This window comes from Chitinophaga sp., assembly GCF_035564935.1.
GTDB lineage: Bacteria > Bacteroidota > Bacteroidia > Chitinophagales > Chitinophagaceae > Chitinophaga.
This window is the reverse complement of sequence record NZ_DATMTE010000997.1, coordinates 1-20350: the sequence shown is the minus strand read 5'-3', so window position 1 is coordinate 20350 and position 20350 is coordinate 1. Positions and strand designations below refer to the sequence as shown.

Here is a 20350-nt window from a genome sequence, read left to right as displayed (position 1 = left end):
CGTAAAAAAGACCGCACACTACAGTAGCTTTTTTTCATAACGTTGGATATTACTTTTGAGAATGACGGTAGCCGTATGCCACGCATTACATTGGTTGACAGGGGTAAAATTCGGATGATTCATCCTGAAACAAGGGGGAGAGATTCGCCTATTTAGGGGGAGAGATCAGGAATGGAGCGGATTTTGTCTGACTCAGACAACCTTCGCTCCATTAAATTTCTTGCGGTACTTCCGGATATAAGCCGAGGGGTTCATCTCGAATACTTTACAAAATTGCTCGCGGAAGTACTTCACATCGTTAAAGCCTACCTGGAAAGCCGCCTCGTTTACATTGCAACCGGTATTGATAAGCAGCTCGGCTGCCTTCCTTAACCGGATGAAACGGATAAACTCGCTGACGGAATGTCCTGAAATGGATTTCACCTTTTTATAAAGTGTGGAATGACTGATCCCTATTTCGAGGGCAAACAGCTTGATGTTAAAGTTGGGGTTATCAAGATGCTTTTCTGTAACGGCAATACAGCGGTGCAGGAACTCCTTGTACTCCGCTGATATTTTCTGGTTGCCGGTGTTCAGGGTAATTTCCTTATAAAAATATTGCTGCAGGGTATTGCGGCTGCGGATGATATTGGTGATGCGCGCTACAAAAAGTTCTTTATCAAATGGTTTGCTCAGGTAATCGTCTGCCCCGCCTTCAATGCCCTTCAGTTTTATTTCAGGGGAAGAACTGGCGGTAAGCAATACCACCGGGATATGCCCAAGCGCCGGGTCCGACTTGATCTGCCGGCACAACTCAATACCGCTTTGCCCCTCCATTAATACATCGCTGATAATAATGTCCGGCAGGTGCCGGCTGGCCAGCTGGTAGCCCTCACCACCTTCTGAGGCTTCGTAGATATTGAAGCTGCCCCGGAAAATGTTTTTAATATAGTCGCGTATCTGCTCGTTGTCGTCTACAATGAGCATGCTTGGCCGGGGCGATAACAGTACATCAAGCGTATCTTCTGCGGCAGCTTCCTCCGCCTCCATCAGTGCGAGGTCGTCTTCTTCCACCAGCTCTTCCAGCAAGGTTTCCATGCCGGCGGTTTCCTCATAAATGGGATAGCCATGCAGGTGCTCCTTCCCTTTTTTCAGCGTAATGGTAAAAGTGGTGCCGCTTCCTGGTTCGCTTTCATAGGCTACTGTACCCTTATGCGCCCGGATAAACTGTTTCACCAGGTATAGCCCGATGCCAAAGCCGTTCTTCAGGGTGGTATCTTTTCCTGATACCTGGTAAAAGCGCTCAAACAACCGGTTCCCTACTTCCGCGGGAATACCGCAGCCGCTGTCGGCCACACGGATCACGACACCTTCCCCCGTGTCCGACAGGGAGAAGTGGATACTGCCCCCGTCGGGGGTATATTTAAAAGCATTGGACAGCAGGTTAAACAAAGCCACTTCCATTTTTTCCCGGTCGGCATATGCCATTACCTGTTCTGTATCGCAACTGAAATCGAACTGCAGCTTTTTTACGCTGGCCTGGTGAGTGAAGCAGAGGTATACCTCGCGGCAGATGGCTGCCAGGTCCAGTAGCACAATTTTCAGCTGATCTTCTTCCTGGTCGGCTTTCCTGAACAACAGCAGCTGGTCTACCAGGCTTAGCAAGCGGCGGGCATTGCGATATACAATGGTAAGGTCCTTGCTTTCAATCTGGCGACCGTCACTGTACAGCAATTCTTTTACCGGGTTGATGATCAGTGTGAGCGGGGTGCGGAACTCATGCGATACATTGGTGAAGAAAGATAATCTCTTCTCATGCACTTCCTTTTCCTTTTCCGCATGCAGGCGCGATAATTCTATTTCATACTGCAGGCGGGCCTGGCGCTGCTGGTAAAAACGATAGGCGTACAACAATCCGCCTGTAAGCAGTCCATATATGATATATGCCAGCCAGGTGCGGTACCAGGGAGGCAAAACGGTAATTTTTATGATGCGCTCCTGCGGATTCCAGGTACCATCGGCATTGGTACTTTTTATACGGAAACGATAGCTGCCTTCGTGCAGGCGGGTATAATTGGCGGTCCGTTGTGTATTCACATAGTTCCAGTCGTTATCCCAACCCTCCATATAATATGCATAGCTGATCTTATCGGGGGAGGAATATTCCAGCGCTACATAATCCAGCGAAAAAACAGCCTTATCATAAGGCAGCACCAGTTCCTGCAAAGTGGTGAGCGGCTGTTCCTGGTCATACGGCGTATTGGAGATACGCAGGCCGGCAATGAGCAGTGCGGGAAAATCATTCTTTTCTTCAATGGCAGCGGGATCAAAAATATTAAACCCTTTGATGCCGCCAAAAAGCAGTTCTCCTGTCGACAGGCGCAGGGAAGCATTATAGTTAAACTGGTTGCTCTGCAACCCATCCGACTCATAAAAGTTCTTACACTGCCCCGTGGCGGGGCTATAACGGGCAATGCCGTTATAGGTACTCATCCACAGGTTGCCTTTATTATCTTCCTCTATATTTAATACCGCATTGTTGGGCAGTCCTTCCTGTTGGGCAATGGTACTGCTTTTACCGGTTTGGCGGTCGAACTTCACCAGGCCCCCTCCTTCTGTACCAATCCAGAAATGACCGGCTTTGTCTTCATAAATAGCACGGACATTAAAATCCATATCATAATACCGGTGCTGCCGGTTTTTGGTATCCGCTTTTATCAGCCGGTTGAAAGTACCCAACCAAAGTTCGCCGGCTTTATCTTCTGAGATAGTGATAATATCGCGCAGGCCGGGATCAAAGCATTCGAAACGGTTGGCGGCCCTGTTGAAGCGGTAAATGGTGCCTCCCATGCAGGTGCCGGCCCACAGGGTGTTCTGGTTATCGAGATACAGCTTCCACACAAACTTATCTTCATACCCGTTCAGGCTGCACGGATATTTTTCAAAAGTATGCGTAGCCTTATTATAACGGTTTACGCCGCCGCCGAAAGTGGCTACCCATATATTATTGTCCTGGTCTTTTATAATACTCGTTACATTATTATTACTGAGTGAGCCGGGGATACCCGCTTTGTGAACAAACGCGGAGTAACTGTCCTGCCGGCGGTTCCATACGGAAATACCAGCGCCGTCGGTACCTATCCAGATATCTTTATTATCATCTTCACAAAATGAAAAAGCAAAATTGGCAGCAGGACTATTACCGGGCAAGGCATTGGGATTGATGGTGGTAAAGCGGGACTTTTGTTTATCAATAATATTTACGCCCCCGCGCAGGGTGCCAATCCATTTACGCTGATCATCATCTTCATACACGGCGTAAACGGCATTGCTGGTGAGCGATAGTTTATCCTTACCGGTTTGCAACTGCCACGCGGCGCCGCCTGCAGCAGGCATTACAAAAATACCGTCGCCATCCGTAGATACCCACAGCTGCCGGTTTGCATCTGTTGTTAAGCTGATCACTTTACTATCCTGCTGCCGCGTAGCTTCCAGGGAACGTGAAAGGGTATTGGATGCAGGATCATATTTGTATACGCCCTCGTCGGTGCCCATCCATAACTGCCCGTTCACACCGGCCAGGAGACAGTTACCTCTTTTCTGTTGCCGGTTCACTACCGTGATCTGTTGTTTTTCCTCATCATAGCGGCAAAGCCCTACGTTTTGTACAATGAGCCAGCAACGGCCCCGGGCATCGTTCACAATAGCAGGCACATTAACCGACAGCACAGTGTCGCCGTTTACCAGCGGAATTTGCCTTGCCAGGGTGCTATTGGGCCGGTACACAAGAAAACCATGACTGGAAGTGCCCATGAATACCTGTCCTTTACGGTTGGTAACAATGGAATACACTTCTGATAACACCGGCAAGGTATCCAGCTTTTTCCACGGCTGATAATAAACCGGCTGAAACAAACCCGTTGGACTATTCAAACGGTTGGCCCCATGCTTGGTGCCCACCCACATATAACCGGTAGAATCTTCTGCTATGGTAACAATACGGTTATTGGTCAGGGAATTAGGCGCTTTCAGTTGCTGCCTGGATACTTTAAAGCTGTAGCCATCGAAACGGTTTAACCCGTCGTAAGTGCCAAACCACATAAAGCCGTAACGGTCCTTGTGGATACAGGTAACGGAATTGTTCGACAGCCCCCGTTCAATGCCGAGGTGACTGATAGGCTGCTGTTGGGCCCGCGCATCAATGCACACAGCCAGCAACGCCAGGAATAGGTATATAATGCTAGTACGTGGATAAGTATGGATCACTGCTTCGCGCTTTGAAGAGCATCTTTTATAAGATGCCTTCAACCAAGGTAATAATTAAATGTTAATATGACAACAATAAGTCATCTTCACAAAATTATACTTTAACATATATCTTTCGCCGGTCCATTACATACCCGGTCAGCCATATCATCAACATATAAATAACAGCAAACAGCAGGGAAGCATTTTTGGGAGATAACCAACTGGTAAAACCCTCCCTGTAAATCACCCCTTTCACGGATGCCCCGTTGATGCGTATAATGCCCAGCGATACAATTACTACTGCGGCAATAATGTAAATAAACAGCGGATTTTTACCGAACACTTCAAAGAAATACGTCCACTTACGGAATGCCCATACCTCTACAACAGCGATCAGCACAGCAAGTACCAGCAACACAATACCCGTGGCATACAGCACATAGGAACTGGTCCACAATGGCTTATTAATGGGAAAAAACGGGTCCCATACCAGCCCTGCCACCACCATCAATGCCCCTGCCAGTAACAGCTTTATAATACCGCCGCGATGTTTTCCGTGCTGCTGTACAAAAATACCCGTGAGGTAACCGGCTATTACATTCACCACTGCCGGGAAAGTACTGAGTAAGCCCAGCGGGTCAAACGGATAACCATAATGCTTATAAATATTCCCGGGAGATAAGTAAAGCCTGTCTAACCGCCCTACCGCATTGCCTTCCATACTATAACGCTCCGGCGGCGTACCAAAATAATATAATACCCACCAGTAAAGCAGCAATATGCACACACTGCTGATAACGAGTGTACGTTTGCTCATGTAACGGATCATAAATGCTGCAATGCAGTAACAAACAGCGATACGTTGCAATACGCCCCATAGCCTGGTATTGGCCAGGCTTCTCCATACATAATGTCCTTCTTCAAACTGTACAAAAGGGAAAACACCCAGCAATACCCCAATAATAAAAATGATCAGCGTACGCCGGAATACCTTGCCTGCAAATACCCTATGGGAAAGGGTGTTCAACCTTCTCATACTAAAGCTGAGCGCGTTCCCTACCACGAAAAGGAAGGAAGGGAACACCAGGTCTGTAACGGTACAACCGTTCCAGTCAGAATGTTTCAAGGGTGCATAAATGGCGCTCCAGTTGCCGGGCGTATTCACTATTATCATGAAAGCAATAGTCATTCCCCTGAGCACATCCAATGCAAGGTATCTTTCCGGTACAGCTTTCATAGTTAACTAAGATAAGGGAGTAAATTTAAACTCGTGTATAATGATTTCCACGGCACTACCATTGGATGGCGGCGCATCAAACAGCCACAGGTTCATGTGTACCGGCATTTGTAAAGTGCTGATAGAGGTAGGCGAAGCCCAGGTTTTTGTTTCAAACTGGTTCACGTTGCCATCCTGGAAGCCGTGCAGGCTCTGGAAATGAATGGAGGAGGCAGTTCTTTTGAAACGATGCGTGGTGTAGGTACCGTTCAGCACAAAATCTTTTGCATAGGTGACGTTATTGATCCCTGTATCGCCGGTGGCGGGCCAAACGGTGTAATTCAGTATGGGTGCGTTTGGATAACCCCAGCGGGAAAACTTGATATCCATTTCATCGAAACGGCTGTTGCCTGAATAGTTGAAGAGACCAAATACAATGTTCTTGTCGAGCGCATTTACGGCGCCTTCTATCTTCCACTGGTAGGTACCGTAGCCGAACGGTTGCGTGCTGGTTACTTCCGCACACTCCCATCTGCCGGTATCGTTATGTTTTTTAATTACCAGGTGTAAATGCCCGTTGCTGTCTACCCAAACGTTATCGCCGCTCCAGTAATTATTATGCGGGCCTTGCTGCCCGGTGGGTGTTTTTACGGTCCAGGTGTACCCGGAAAACTGGATCGTGGTTTGGTTTACGCCGTTCACCACTGCGGTGTTGGTGTTGTTACGGGGTACCATCTGAACAGGGCCATCCGGTTTTGAGGAAGTACAATTGGCAAAACAAACGGCTGCCAGCAGCCATACAAAAATGCTTTTCATACGCAGTACATTTTTCAGGTAAATGATTATTTAAAGAAAACATATCTCCGCAAAATCTTCCCGGCGATGGAAATCAGGCATAGCGGCCTTTACATCGTTCCAGGTTAAAAAATGAGGGGCAGGCATTTCATCGCCGCACTTGTAAAAGTTACCTTTTACTTTCATAGTGGTAAGCCTGACAATGTGATGATAACTAAATACAGCAGTGGGTATCACCACGGTTAACTCCCATATAAACGACCTCCTGCCATTTGCTACGGCTGAAGTAATTTGCGTAGCCGTGGCAATAAGATCGGTAGCAGTAACAGGCAATGGCGCCCTGTTATCGCGGCTCGATCCAAAGCCTGCCTTGCACCAGCCGATACAATTGAACTCCAGGTTATAATAATTCCCGTTATCATCACAGGCAACAAAAAATTCCACGCAGCTGTCTTTATGAATATCCCCGTTGGTGGAAGCGGCAGCCAGCAGGTGGCTTTCTTTCACATAATATTTCAGCAGGATCGCATCTTCACTATGCGCCATGGAAAACGCGGCCTTCACCGTGTGGGCGTATTGCGGCCACGGGTTACAGCTGATGGGCACCGGCGGCAATCCGTCGAGCAGCCTGCTGATGGCGGCTGGCGCGGGCTTGCCATCCAATGGAATAAAGGGTACTTCCAGTTTTCGCATCATCCTTCTTTTTGAACGCTTAACTGATCACTGCTCTGCGCATCCAGGAAAAGCACCGCCCCGCTGTGATTCCGCAAAATGGTGGAAGGATACTGTTGCTGTATGTTTTGGTGAATGGTATCGTATACAGCCATTGCTTTCCTTGTGCCCGGCACCACGCAAAAAACAGCGGGCGCCTGTAGCAGGGTAGGAATGGTTAAGGTCACCGCATGTGTGGGTACTGCTTCCAGTGTGGCAAAACAACCATCGTTCACCTGTTGCTGCCGGCATACTTCATCCAGCGCCACTATTTTCACCTGCAGCGGATCATTAAAATCGGCCACCGGCGGATCGTTGAAAGCCAGGTGCCCGTTCTCCCCTATTCCCATACACACTATATCGGCAGGATGGGTTTGCAACAGGCTGGCGTACTTTACACATGCTGCTTCGGAACCGCTTCCATCTATATAATTTACCGAACGGAAAGGAAGCAGACCGAAGATCCGTTGCTTCAGAAAATTACCAAATCCCTGTGGTGCATCGGCCGGCAGGCCGGTATATTCATCCATATGAAAAGCATTGACACGGCTCCACTCAATGCCTTTTTCCTTTACCAATGCGGCCAGCATTTCATCCTGGGAAGGCGCTGCCGCGAAAATGATATTTACTTCTTCCTGCTGCTCCAGCAAGTGCCGGAGCCTGGCGGATATCATAGTCGCAGCAGCGTTGCCCATTGCCCTTCGCTCAGGATAAATTTTCACTGTTAACTGCCCTGCTTTAAATTCCCTTATCATGTTTATTTTATTTAAATGAGATGACCGGAAAAACTTTCTTCCGTCATGTACACGATGTTACCGTTTACGATAGTAGCATCGATGTGTATGTTGTTGTCAAAGATGACAACATCAGCGGCTTTCCCTTTTACCAGGGTTCCCTTCCTGTTTTGTATACCGAGTATAGTTGCCGGTGTTTCACTCATCATCCTTACCGCATCACGGAGGGGTACCTCCGCCAGTTCAATCATGTTACGCACCAGCCGGTTTGCAGTAGCCACACTGCCCGCAAAAGCGCTGCGGTCCGGCAGTTTAGCCACGCCATCTTCCACCACTACCTCCAGCCCGTTCTTATAACTGCCCAATACGGAAGGGCCTTCGGGCATAGCGGCGGCACGCATGGCATCCGTGATCAGCGCGGTACATTCAGGACCTTTGATCCTGTACACCAGCTTCAGTAAAGGCGCCGGTAAATGAATGCCGTCTGCAATGATCTCTACCGTCATGCCTTCCAGCAGGTAAGCGCTTTCAATTACACCGGCATAGCGGAATGCATTACGGCGCGAAACACCCGACATACAGGAATAAAAATGGGTGGCATGTGTAAACCCTGCTTCATATCCTTTTACCACTTCTTCATAAACAGCATCCGTGTGGGCCAGTGCAGCAAGAATATTCCTGTTGGTTAAATACCTCCCGAATGCCAGCGCGCCCGGTAATTCAGGTGCTGCACTCCATCTTTTCACGGCATTGGAACGGGAAAGTATGTCTATATATTCTGCAGGGTCAGGGTCACGGATATAACGCGGGTCCTGCGCTCCTTTCTGTTGCATGGAAAAATAAGGGCCTTCGATATGCAGCCCTTCAAAACTGGCGCCCTGGTGGTTTTGTTTACACGCCTGCTCATAAATGCTAAGCGTATCCAGCAGGTCCTGTTTGTCGCAACTCAGCGTGGTAGGCATCATGGCGGTAGTGCCATACTGTGCATGTATGGCTGCTATCTGCAAAAACGCCTCCAGGGTATTGTCCATAAAATCACGCCCGCCGCCGCCATGCACATGCATGTCTATAAAACCAGGCGCAATATATTTTCCACGGGCATCTATTGCTATAGCGCCGGGAACTTCAATATTCCTGTCGCTTACTTCTTCAATAATCCCGTTTGCAATGATCACGCAGCCATCTTTGATAGTGCGTTGCGGTGTAAGCACCGTGCCGTTATATATCTTCAGGTATTTCATTTTTCAATCCCGGTTTTACGTTTCCAGCTCCTCATACCATAGGCATAAAAAGCATAAAAGATCAGGTAGCCATAACAGGGCAGCAATACCAGGTAGGCTGTACGCAAACCATATTTATCGGCCCAGTAACCATATAACAACGGCAGGATGGCATTACCGCACAATCCCATCACCAGCAGCGATGCGCCGGTTTTTATAAACCGCCCCAGGCCGTCCAGTGCCAGCGGCCATATACCCGCCCATATCATAGAATTGGCAAATCCCAGCAATACAATACACCACACGGATACATCGGTACGATGTCCGAACAACGTTACTTCACCATGAATAAGCGGGATCATGCAGCTGAATAAAAGCCCAAGTACGGTACAGATACGCAACGCAGTGAGTTGCGACAAAAACCTTGGTATCAGTAATATACCAAGTATATACCCTGTAATAGTAGCCGATAAAGTGTATGACGGAAATGTTTTTGCTTCCAGGAAAGGCATGCCCATACCGGAAGCATAATTGATAATGCTATCCACTGCAATTACCTGCGACCCTACGTGAAAAAAAATAGCGACCGCTCCCAGTACCAGGTGAGGGAACTCCAACACGCTCTTCCTGTTTGTATGCGCCGCAGCAGATGCGGTATCTTCTCCATCTGTATCTATTTCCGGTAAAGGAGAAAACCGGATCATTAATCCCAGCAAAAACAAAACGGCGGTTACCATGGCGTAAGGCGCCACCACCCGTTGGATCAGCTGATCCAGCACTATACCTTTTTCCGGGTACTGCATCCCGTGAAGCTCATTGAAAAGCGTTTGATCACCAGGCCGGATAATAGCTACTGCAAATAAAAGCGGCGCCAGTATGCCGGCGGCTTTATTGCAGATGCCCATTATGCTGAACCGCTGCGCTGCCCGTTCCTTATCGCCAAGTATGGTAATGTACGGGTTAGCCGCGGTTTGCAGGATCGCCAGGCCAAGCCCTATCGTAAAAAGACCAGCCAGGAAAAGCGGGTAAGCTCTCATCATACCGGCCGGCACAAACAACAGGGTGCCCGCCGCCATGATCCAGAAACCGATCATCATCCCTTTGCGGAACCCTGTTCTCTTCAGCAGGTAAGCAGCCGGCAACGACATTACCAGGTAAGCAATATAAAAAGCAAAGGCTACCAGGTACGATTGAAAATTATTTAATTCACAACCAATCTTAAAATAAGGGATCAGGATAGCATTGATCCAGGTGACCATTCCGAAAATAAAAAACATTAACCCGATGATCACAATGGGAATGGTATCATTTTTCTTCTTCACCAGTGTCGCCTCAATATTCATGTGTGTCATTTGTTAGCTTCCAGCTTGCTTTTTAACAGGTTCCATCTTTCATTACGTAAAGTGTTCTCGGTGTTAATCTCCGCAGGATATAACACATCTTTGTTCATCTGCGCGAAGCGCCTATTTAACAGTTCTGGTTGCAGGCTGTTCAGTTGCTGCAGCAATGCCGTTGCTTTATCACGGGTATAATTAACATCGTTCATCTTAGCTTCTACCAGCAAACAAGACAGGTAAAAGATCCGGATATCGTTCATTAACGCGAAATGCGCGAAGCTTGCCTGGTTCTTTGCAGGCTTAAGGGAACGCAGCACAGTGGCTGTTTCCCTGGCGCTGTCAAGCAAAGCAGCGAGCGATACGCCTTTCTTCACTACCATGCCCTGAGATACTTCATACGGCGCTTTCTTCAACGCATTCCAGAATGCCATAGCCTGTGCTTCATTAAAACCATAGGTGCGGTTGCAATAGCCTGCAATAAAGTTCTCCGCATCCAGCGCTGTGGTGCTGCGCAAACTTTCGAAATAAGCAGCTATGAGCATATCAAAGCCGGTAATAGGATATACCCTGCGGATGGCATACAGGTCGGTGATATCAGTAGCCGTTTCAAATACAGGGGAATACAGGCCGGAGGTAGACCAGGAAGTCATGATCATACCACTGTAACCCAGGGTACGCGCCTGTGGAATGAAATCATGGATATTTTTGAAATGCTTCTCCCAATCGGTCAGGAAATAATTATCCGGTCCGCTCCTGATAGCCGGTGAGCCCCATATTTCAAAGCCGCTGTGCATCAGTTTTTCATGATCGCCAAAACGGTGAAGATCCCAGCCATAGTTCCAGTCGATGAAAACAGTTTGTTTAGGTAATCCCTGTAATGCATCCGGGTATTTCAGTGCAATATCCGCCCATACCACCGGCACTTTACCCAGGCTTACCACCAGTTCGCAAAGCATTTTTATATAGTCGCCATACAAACGTCCCTTACCCACTTTCTCCACCTTTTGTTTAGATGCTTCCGAGTGGCCAAGCAGGTAAGTTTCATCACCGCCAATATGAATGTAGCGGGAGGTATGTGTGGAAATAAGATCTTTATAAAGATCCCTGAAAAGCGTTTTACATAATTCTTCTTTAGTAGGATTTACCTGTGAATAATCTTTCTGGTCTTCCCTCAGCTCCCGGTAGCGCCAGTGACGGAGAATATATTCCACATGACCAAAACTTTGCTGCAGGGGAATTACATCTATCCCCAATCCATTGCAGTACTTTACAAAATCTACCACTTCCTCACGCGTGTAGGCATAACGGTTAGGTATAACAGCATGTTCCCGGTAAGGGTAGGTGGCCTCCCATTCCATCACCAGCGTGTTTACGCCATGTTCGCTCAATTGCCGTGCAAATGCTTTCAGGGCCGGCATTTTCATCACCTGTATACGCAGGTCGAGATGAAAACCTTTCACGCGAAAAGTATCGGCCTGCCCCGCCGCTGAAAAATACATGCCCAACAGTAACACTGCTGTTAATAACCGCTTTGCTTTCATAGTACTACTTATTTTTATCAACCGTTTCGTGAATTACATTCAGCAAAGAATAAGTGCCGGTACTGTCGCCCAGCAAATGCCAGATCATCACGCCGCCGCCCCTTTGCAGCGCCAGCGCCGTTTTATCCCGGATGGTGGGTTTCCCGTTATAGTAAATCGTACCACCGTTGCCGGGAAACTTCACTTCATCATGCTTTTCCGCGCCAGGGAACCGGGCAATGATTTCGCGGTACGACATAGACCGGAAAATGTTATTGGTATCCGGCAACGGTCCAAAGCCATACCCGTAAAAAGGCAGACCAACCACCAGCGCTTCTTTCGGTACTTTTCTTTCATGGCTCCAGTAGTCCAGGTGATCCACTGCATACGACATCGGTGCATGCTGTGTAGGATCGGTTAACCGCCAGGGCCCTGTTTTATCATACGCCATCATGTTGATGAAATCAAACTGCTGCAGGGCTTTATCGGAAATCCTGTTACGGGTGTAATACGCCAGGGCAGCGGTAAGCAGCTTGCCCCGGCTTTGCAGCGGCGCTTTCAGCGCCACCACAAAATTTTCATAGTTACTGTCTATATCATCTCCTTCAATATCCACATCTATACCATCCAGGTGGTAGCGGTCTACAAATGCAATGAAGCGGTCAACTACGGTTTGCCGCCACCCGTCGGATAACAGCTTTGCATAGTAAACATGACGGCTGCCACCGCCGCACGACATCAGCACTTTTACCTTTCTTGCATGCGCCATGCTAACCACTGTATCCAATGCAGGGAATGCGCGGAAAATGCCGGTAGTATCGGGGTTAATAAATGCTATATTCAAATGGGTCACCTTTTCCAGGTCCACTTTCTGCAGGTCTGATACAATATCGCCGGTAGCGCGGATATAGCCTACTACCTTGAACTGTCCCTTTACCTGCGTGGTAAAGAAGATAGTGAAAAGAAAGAAGAAGCTGCGTTGCAGTATACTCATTTTAATAAATTGAAGATCGTTGCGGTTAAAGAATTAGCGCCTTTTACATCGTAATCGCCTGTCCAGATATATGCGCCCAGGAAACCGTTCTGCTTCAGGTAGGTAGCCTTCTGCGTTACCAGCGGCAGCCCGTTGAAATATACGCCTTTTGAAATATCCGCGTATTCTTTATCCGCTGCGGTGGGCACTGCTGCCAGAATATCCTTGTAGGGAATATAGTTATAGGATGTCCAGCCGAGGTTGTTCCCATCGGCATCCAGCTGGTTATATCTCAGCCCAAATGCGGGCATGCCGATCACCAGTTTGGAAGCGGGATACTTTGCTTTCCAGAGCTGCGCTCCTGTTACAAAGTAATTATATCCTGAAGGTTGTCCGGGTACTTTTCCCGGGCCTACATGCTGCCCGTCTTCAAATGCATGCACATTCAGCCAGGTAGCGGCGGAGAGGTCGGGATAGCGGCTGTAATACTGGTTGGTGGGTACGGTTACGGAAATGATAGCGTTTGCACCGAGCGCTGCCCGCAGTTCGTTCAGCAGCAGGCCGGTGGCGGCAATGTTATCGTTGATGATGGCTGCGGAAGCATTGATATCCGTCATCATAATATCCACGCCGTCCATTTTCTTCGCAGCAATATAGCTGGTAATGAATTTTACCAGTGTTGCCCTCTTTGCAGCATCGGTGATCACTGCGCCAAAATTGTTACTTTGGCTTACGCTCCATCCGTCGCCGGAAAGTGCGCCGCTGATACTCAGCAGTACCGGCACACCGTTCAGGTGGGCCCTGCCGGTAAGCTCTTCCGCTTTGCGGTAAGCTTCTCCCTTTGATACATCTACCACGCCGGCGGCATTGATAGTGGCTACCTTGTAGGCCAGGTGCGTGATGGTGCTCCAGTCGATATACTTATAACCGGCCGTATCGTTCAGGTAGGCCAGCACTACACCGGCAGCATCTTTCTTTTTATAGGTATCAGGTATTACAAATACATCGCGGTACCTGCTGGTGGTGAATCCCCCGTAAGATACCTCCAGCCGGATGCGGAATGCACCGCCTTCGGCAGCCTTGAACAGGAAGCTGTCGGCAGTGGATACTTCCGCATCATTTACTTTCCAGGAAATTTTTGCCTTCCCACCGGGAGAATATTGCAGCCCGGTAAATGGCAACGTTTCTCCGACAGACATTACTCTCACGCTATCCGGACTTTCAGGGAACACCGATACTTCATTGAATATACGCGGTGTAAATGGCCTGCCGTCTGCCTGTGTATCTGCCTCGTCTTTTTTACATGCAGCAAAGAAGCAGCACCCTGTTAAAAACGCCAGCAATAAATAAGTTGATCCTTTCATCAGTGAATATTTTTATACCTGTTTTTGGATGTTTATTCTTTGTCCCACCATACCCGTTTCAGCCAATCGTCTTCCCCAATACGGTCAATAGCCGCCTGCACATTTACCTTGTTCTGCTCTTTTTCAGACAGCGGATACTGGAACCTTCTCGGGATGGTAGTGGAAGTGGATTCATTATTGGGCGTAGCCACCAGCTCGGGATACCCGGTTCTGCGCCAGTTGGCGAACAACTCGGGGCCATTCAGCATTAGTTCCAGCCATAACTGGTTATTGATCTGCTTCAGTTCAGTGCCTGCCTGCAGGGGATTATTTGCCAGGAAGTCGGATATTTCCGCATCGGGTATTACCGGCCCGCCGGGATAAAGGCTCAGCTGTTTCATGGCTGCCTCCACCCCTCTCCGGTAATGTGTGGCCGCATCCGCGCCCAGTGTGAGCCCCAGGCGTACGGAAGCATCGGCCAGCAACAGCTCCACTTCCGCATAGGTCAGGTGCAGGAAGGGAGCGTTGTTACGGATAAAACAATTGTTGATCTCACATTTAAGATCACCGTTCACTGCACTATAATTAGCGCCATTGGCAAGTTTAATGCTAACAGGGCCTACCCAGTCCTCATACACATATTTCCCCGGTTTGGACCCTACCAGTCCGAGTACACTGGCCTTCACCTGCTCTGTAATATCTTCTCTTTCAAAAGGCTTCAGCGGTATGTTCTGCTTGTAGCAACGGGGAATATAATTCAGCCGCGGGTCGCTGGTATTTTTCAGCTGGTCAAGGAAAGTGCTTACGATCTTTGGCATAGCGCTTTGCTGGTTGATGGCCACAGATACAGAGTTGCCCCGCAGATCGGAGTAATTATTCTGGATGTCCATATGTCTGGTGATGCAGTTATCCGCGCTGCTGCTCATTACGCCGCCGGCCGCATTGAAGGCATCCTGCACTTCTTTCTTTGCTTTTTCAACGTCGCGTTTCACCAGGCGAAGCGCCAGGCGGATACGGAGTGAGTTGGCAAACTTCTTCCAGGCATTGATATCTCCCTTATAAAATATTTCGTTTGGCACTTTGTCCTTCGCGGGATCTAACTGTGCAGAAGCTGCTTTCAGCTCTTCAAGAAAATTATTGTAGATGTCCTGCTGCGGATCATACACCGGGCGTTTTACCTGCGTATAGAAAGCACTGCCGGCCTGTGAGTAAGGAATATCTCCATAAAGATCCGTGAGCCTGGCAAAGGTGTATACCTTCATGATCCGGCAGATGGCATTGAGGTTGGTTTTCCCTTCCACGCCATTGGTACGTTCCACAGCGTCTACGATGTTCACCACATCATTCTGGTAACTGTTTTCCCACATCACCCACAGGCGGGTAATATCTTTGATATACATACCGCCTACACGCGCATAATAAGCGGCGCCCAGCTGCTGCATCATGGGCATCAGCACAATGCTGTTGGTCCGTTCCTGTGTGCCAAGATCACCTGAAAACCAAAGCTGCGCAAATATCAGCTGGTTTTCGGGGTTTATTTTGCTCGACTTTGTAGGATCGGTGTTCAGGTCCCCGAACTTGTTGCAGGCCGACAACAACAGTAACAGCGCCGGTATAATATATCTCATTGGATTGTTGCTTTTGATTTTCATGTCTGTCATGTTTGATCGTTTAGAACTTAACATTCAGATTAATTCCCCAGCCCCGTCTCGACGGCAGCGATCCATATTCCAGTCCCTGCCCGTTACCATTATTGTAATTGGAGTCGGGATCTACATTGGGAATGTCTTTATAGATGATAAACGGATTTCTTGCTACAAAACTTACGGAAGCATCCTTGAGCCCCGTTCTCCTGTTGAAGGTAGCCGGCAGGCGGTACGACAAAGTAATTTCTCTCACCTTTACATAAGTGGCTTTGTAAATGAACGGTACGGCGATGCCATTACCATCGGAATAAAAATTGCTCCAGTAAACAGAAGGATCTACCGCCCTGGTATTTTTGGTGTACACAGGTTTACCGTCTGTATCCGTACCGGTTTGTACCACGCCTTCAGGTACATATCCTCTTACCTTACCCATGGCCTGCCATTCGCCAAGCGATTTCTTTGCCGCCAGGCGCTCCTGCTCCGACTGTATCCATTCTTCGCGGCCTGGCAGGGTTTTCACACTGCTGCCACGCACTACGGAAAACAGGTCGGTCATAGAAAAAATGTCTGCGCCATACTTTACATCAAAGGCAGCGTTGAGGCTGAAGTTCTTATAATTGAAACGGCTTACCACACCGCCGGTCCAGTCGAACACGCCTTTGCCCAGTACTCTCCTGTCTGTTGTTGGCATCGGGTTCAGGGAAGTGGGGTTGAGGATCACGTTGCCATCAGGATCCCGCTGGTAATCGTACCCGAGAATTGCGCCATACTTCTCGCCGGGCATGGCTGCTACCAGTAGCCCAAGCCATCTTGCTTCAGATAAAGTAATAAAAGGCACATCATCTGCCAGCGATTCTACATTATTGATGTTCCGCGCAAAATTCAAAGTAAGATCCCAGGAGAAATTCTTTTTAGATACAGGTGTGCCGGATAACAATAATTCTATTCCTTTATTGGTGATCATACCTGCATTGATGATCTGCTTCGGATAACCGGAAGAGAGCGGCGCCGGCACGATATTGATCTGGTCTCTTGAATGGGAAGTGTAGTAAGTGGCGTCAAAATTCAACCTGCCGTTAAAGAATTTCAGGTTGGTACCTGCTTCAAATGAACGGGTCCTGGTGGGCCGCAGGTTCACATTGGGCAGTATTTTGGTAGCCAGGTTAGCCGGCTGCACACCGTTGAATGCCAGCGGGTATAAACTGTAATACACATCCAGCATATAAGGATCGGTATCATTTCCTACTTCCGCCCATGAAGCCCTTATTTTTCCGAACGATAACACATCACTCCTCATCTTAAACGCATCGGTAAAAATGAAGCTGGAAGAAACTGACGGGTACGTATATACGTTATTGTTTACAGGTAAAGTAGAAGAGGCGTCCCTTCTCACCGTAGCATCCAGGTAGAGATAGTTTTTATAACCAAATGTAAACAATCCATACGCCGATCTTATTTCCCTGCGCTGGTTATTTTCTTCCAAACTTTTATCCTGGTAGCTGTTGATGCTGATAACATCCGTAACGGTCATATTGGAATAGGTGGCATTGGTTCCTTTCCGTACCCGCTTATTCAAACTGGCGCCCAGCCTCGCGGAGAAGTTGAGATCCGGCGTGATCTTTTTGGTAATGGTAGCCATGAAATCTGCCTGGGTGGTGGAGTACTTCTGGTTGGTTACATTCATCATACCGGAAAGCGCCAGCGGCGTGGTACGCGGACTATATTTCCGATAATCCAGGAAGGTGATATCTGTGGAAGCCCTTGCCAGTAAACTCAGCCATTTATTAACGGTATAGGTAGCGTTGAAAGCGCCGGTGAGCCTGTCTTTCAGCGTAACGTTCGACATTTCATACAGCACCCAGTAAGGATTGAGGCGGTATTGTCCACCGCCCCATTCCACGTACTCGCCCTGTGCGCTTTTATAGGTATCGGAAAAAACGGACTGATCGATGTTGTTAGCGAGACCATTAAAGTTTTGCCCTACGTTGGTTGGTGCATCTCCCAATCCTGCCCTGTTGGTCACTTTTTCATTCAGATAGGTGGCTCTCACATCCACATCCAGTTTGCTGCCGAATTTGGAGCGCCCGCTAAACGTAAAGTTATTGCGGCGGATGTCACTGTTCGGCAAGATGTCTTTATACCGCAGGTCCGATACGGAGAAGCGGAAGTTGGATTTGTCGGTGGCATTGGTAAGCGACAAGGTGTTATTCAGTGAAGATCCTGTTCTGAAGAAGCTGCCGAAATTATTTTTGGCGAGGGCATATGGCCTGGTTACGCCATCAAACCCGATAACGCTGAGACCTGGATCCAGCCGCGGGCCGAAGTTGGTGAACATAGTGCTCTGGGCCTGCGACTGATCCAGCGGCAGTTGCCCCGAGCGGCCCTGACCATACAGGTATTGGTTACCATCCACCTTGGTGAGCTGGTTTTCAATGGTAGTAGTGCTGTTGAGTTCCACGCCCAGTTCTTTTGAGCGGGTACCTTTTTTTGTGGTGATCAGGATAACGCCGTTGGCCGCGCTGCTGCCGTATAACGCAGCAGCAGAAGGTCCTTTCAGTACGCTGATCTTATCAATATCATCCGGGTTAATGGCGGAAATGGCATCTCCCATATCTACGCCTTCAGCGAATTTTGTATCGCCTACCTGGCCGTAGTTGGAGTTATCCATAGGGATACCATCTATTACATACAGGGGCTGGTTATTACCGGTAATACTGGTGTTTCCGCGGATGATCACCCTGGAAGAACCTGATGGTCCGCCGGCCGTGCTGTTGATGATAAGCCCCGGTACTTTTCCCGCGAGGGAGTTGATCACATTGGTTTCTTTTGCTTTGTTGATGTCCTCTCCTTTTACTTCGGAAAATGCATATCCCAGTTCACGTTCCTCCCTTCGTATACCCAATGCCGTTACTACTACATCCTTTAGTGTTTCGGAGCGGGATAGCAGCTTTACATTTACCTGTCGCTGTGCCCTGGTAAGAAAGCCAAAGCGTTCATAACCGATCATCTGGATGATGATGCTGTCGCCGCTGCCGGCTTTAATAATATAAGCGCCATCATTTCCCGATACCGCTGTTTCCTTATTGTTTTTATTGTAGATGCTTGCGCCGGGAACAATAGCGCCTTTTTCATCGGTGATGACGCCCTTTACAACACCCGGCGTTTGGGCCGCGGCGTAGTGCCGGGAAATCGCCAACATCGTTATACATAGGTACAGATGTTTAAACTTGACAATTGCATTCATGGTGGTAGTGATTTTGGTTCTGGCCTAATTCGATAAGTACACAGCAGTGATCAATAAATACCCGTTGCCTACTCTTTATCCGGAATAAAGCGTAGCGCATTTTGGTTGACTAATGCCAAACGATGAAATATACAGGCTGTTAAAACGACAGATGAAAAATACCGTTAACGTACACGAAAAAAAGGTAAAAAAGAGGAATCGCCCCAAAAGCACAATTCCATATAGGTTAACGAAAGTGATCGGATTTACAAAGCCATCATTTTCGTTAACGTACACGAATATAGAAATAAAATCCAGAAAATGCTATCTGTTGTAAAATATTTTTTTTCAGAAGATGTAAAAACGGAGCTGTTACAGTAGTTATATTTTTTTGGAAGATATAAAAACGGGGCAGTTACGGTAGTTATATTTTTTTTGGAAAGATGCGAAAACGGGTCAGTTACGGTAGTTAAGATAATTTTCCCTGGTGATGATATCGATAGGCATATACTGCTGCCGTTCAATAACAGCGGCATGTGTAAGATGATCGTATAACGCCATAATGCCTTTGTGGCCCTGCTCCTGCGGTTTCTGGCAGATAAGGAAATCGATCACTGATTTTTTCAGGTAGTCAATGTTCTCAGCCAGGAAGTCGTAGCCTATTAACCTGATATGTGTAAGCCCGGCTTCTTCCAGGTAGCGGCCCACGGTAGCTACGCGCGAATTGGTAACAAAAATCACATCGGGCGGCGTTTTGCCAAGTGCCTTGTGCAGTTTGCTTTTCACGGACTTATAGTCGGTTTGGCGGATGTCGGTTTTCCTGATCTGTATGTCGGCAGGATGCGCTTTATAATAGGCTCTGAACCCTTCTTCCTTCCTCAACAGGTGGTGATGCAGATCCATTTCCCTGGAGATATTCACAATCAGTACCTGCTGCCCTTCCCTCAGGAGGTAACTGATAAGATGTGCGGCCAGATAACCGCTCTGGTAAAGGTCGGGACCAATATAACTCAGGCCGGTTTCTGTTTCAATATCTGAATTAATAAATACAAAAGGAATTTTCTTTGCCTTACATTTCTTAGTGAAGTTCAGGGACTCTTCTTCAAACATCGGCGCCAGCAGGATACCCTGGTAATCTTTCTTTAAAATTTCAGCTGCACGGGCAGTAAAAGTGGCCTTATCATTCTGATCAAAAAAATAAATATCCACGGTTACACCAAAATCCCTTATCCCGGCCGCGGCCTGCCGTATACCATTTAACGGCGCATTCCAGTATCCTGTTTCACCGGATGCAGCCGGGATCAGCACGGCCAGGTGCAGGAGCCTCTTAGACGCGAGCCGTCTTGCCATTATATTAGGCTGGTAATCCAGTTCTTTAATAATTCCCAGTACCTTCTCCCTCGTT

13 protein-coding genes are annotated in these 20350 nt (G+C 48.1%); all 13 read right to left on the bottom strand.

Annotation, left to right across the window (positions count from 1 at the left end; genetic code table 11):
• Positions 1 to 192: 192 nt before the first annotated feature.
• A complete protein-coding gene (locus VN105_RS25790) occupies positions 193 to 4245 on the bottom strand; it encodes a hybrid sensor histidine kinase/response regulator transcription factor (RefSeq protein ID WP_325645666.1) in 4053 nt (1350 codons plus the stop codon).
• A 94-nt stretch (positions 4246 to 4339) separates the two neighbouring features.
• Positions 4340 to 5464: an acyltransferase family protein gene (locus tag VN105_RS25785; RefSeq protein ID WP_325645664.1), complete on the bottom strand. Its 1125-nt coding sequence runs from the start codon at positions 5462 to 5464 to the stop codon at positions 4340 to 4342.
• 6 nt (positions 5465 to 5470) lie between these two features.
• Complete coding sequence (locus VN105_RS25780) at positions 5471 to 6259, bottom strand: glycoside hydrolase family 16 protein (RefSeq protein WP_325645662.1); 789 nt, start codon at positions 6257 to 6259, stop codon at positions 5471 to 5473.
• Positions 6260 to 6289: 30 nt separating this feature from the next.
• A complete protein-coding gene (locus tag VN105_RS25775) occupies positions 6290 to 6931 on the bottom strand; it encodes a carbohydrate-binding family 9-like protein (protein WP_325645660.1) in 642 nt (213 codons plus the stop codon).
• Positions 6931 to 7704, bottom strand: coding sequence for a glucosamine-6-phosphate deaminase (locus VN105_RS25770; protein ID WP_325645658.1), 774 nt, complete (start codon positions 7702 to 7704; stop codon positions 6931 to 6933). The genes VN105_RS25775 and VN105_RS25770 overlap by 1 nt, the downstream gene beginning before the upstream one ends.
• 11 nt (positions 7705 to 7715) lie before the next feature.
• Positions 7716 to 8924, bottom strand: a complete 1209-nt coding sequence (gene nagA / locus VN105_RS25765; protein ID WP_325645657.1) for an N-acetylglucosamine-6-phosphate deacetylase — start codon at positions 8922 to 8924, stop codon at positions 7716 to 7718.
• Complete coding sequence (locus VN105_RS25760; RefSeq protein WP_325645656.1) at positions 8921 to 10246, bottom strand: sugar MFS transporter; 1326 nt, start codon at positions 10244 to 10246, stop codon at positions 8921 to 8923. Before VN105_RS25760 ends, nagA begins: the two co-directional genes overlap by 4 nt.
• Positions 10247 to 10251: 5 nt before the next feature.
• Positions 10252 to 11781: a beta-N-acetylhexosaminidase gene (locus tag VN105_RS25755; protein WP_325645654.1), complete on the bottom strand. Its 1530-nt coding sequence runs from the start codon at positions 11779 to 11781 to the stop codon at positions 10252 to 10254.
• Positions 11782 to 11785: 4 nt separating this feature from the next.
• Positions 11786 to 12754, bottom strand: coding sequence for a glycosyl hydrolase family 18 protein (locus VN105_RS25750; RefSeq protein WP_325645652.1), 969 nt, complete (start codon positions 12752 to 12754; stop codon positions 11786 to 11788).
• Positions 12751 to 14097, bottom strand: coding sequence for a glycosyl hydrolase family 18 protein (locus tag VN105_RS25745; protein ID WP_325645650.1), 1347 nt, complete (start codon positions 14095 to 14097; stop codon positions 12751 to 12753). Before VN105_RS25745 ends, VN105_RS25750 begins: the two co-directional genes overlap by 4 nt.
• Positions 14098 to 14129: 32 nt before the next feature.
• Positions 14130 to 15737: a SusD/RagB family nutrient-binding outer membrane lipoprotein gene (locus tag VN105_RS25740; protein ID WP_325645648.1), complete on the bottom strand. Its 1608-nt coding sequence runs from the start codon at positions 15735 to 15737 to the stop codon at positions 14130 to 14132.
• Between the two features lie 10 nt (positions 15738 to 15747).
• Positions 15748 to 18966, bottom strand: coding sequence for a SusC/RagA family TonB-linked outer membrane protein (locus VN105_RS25735; protein ID WP_325645646.1), 3219 nt, complete (start codon positions 18964 to 18966; stop codon positions 15748 to 15750).
• A gap of 435 nt (positions 18967 to 19401) precedes the next feature.
• Positions 19402 to 20350, bottom strand: a 949-nt coding sequence (locus VN105_RS25730; protein ID WP_325645644.1) for a LacI family DNA-binding transcriptional regulator, incomplete at its 5' end; no start/stop codon positions are given.

Coding starts and splice junctions, on each gene's coding strand:
- VN105_RS25785 (WP_325645664.1), bottom strand. CDS start 5,464: ATGAAAGCTGTACCGGAAAGATACCTTGCATTGGATGTGCTCAGGGGA.
- VN105_RS25780 (WP_325645662.1), bottom strand. CDS start 6,259: ATGAAAAGCATTTTTGTATGGCTGCTGGCAGCCGTTTGTTTTGCCAAT.
- VN105_RS25775 (WP_325645660.1), bottom strand. CDS start 6,931: ATGCGAAAACTGGAAGTACCCTTTATTCCATTGGATGGCAAGCCCGCG.
- VN105_RS25770 (WP_325645658.1), bottom strand. CDS start 7,704: ATGATAAGGGAATTTAAAGCAGGGCAGTTAACAGTGAAAATTTATCCT.
- nagA (WP_325645657.1), bottom strand. CDS start 8,924: ATGAAATACCTGAAGATATATAACGGCACGGTGCTTACACCGCAACGC.
- VN105_RS25760 (WP_325645656.1), bottom strand. CDS start 10,246: ATGAATATTGAGGCGACACTGGTGAAGAAGAAAAATGATACCATTCCC.
- VN105_RS25755 (WP_325645654.1), bottom strand. CDS start 11,781: ATGAAAGCAAAGCGGTTATTAACAGCAGTGTTACTGTTGGGCATGTAT.
- VN105_RS25750 (WP_325645652.1), bottom strand. CDS start 12,754: ATGAGTATACTGCAACGCAGCTTCTTCTTTCTTTTCACTATCTTCTTT.
- VN105_RS25745 (WP_325645650.1), bottom strand. CDS start 14,097: ATGAAAGGATCAACTTATTTATTGCTGGCGTTTTTAACAGGGTGCTGC.
- VN105_RS25740 (WP_325645648.1), bottom strand. CDS start 15,737: ATGACAGACATGAAAATCAAAAGCAACAATCCAATGAGATATATTATA.
- VN105_RS25735 (WP_325645646.1), bottom strand. CDS start 18,966: ATGAATGCAATTGTCAAGTTTAAACATCTGTACCTATGTATAACGATG.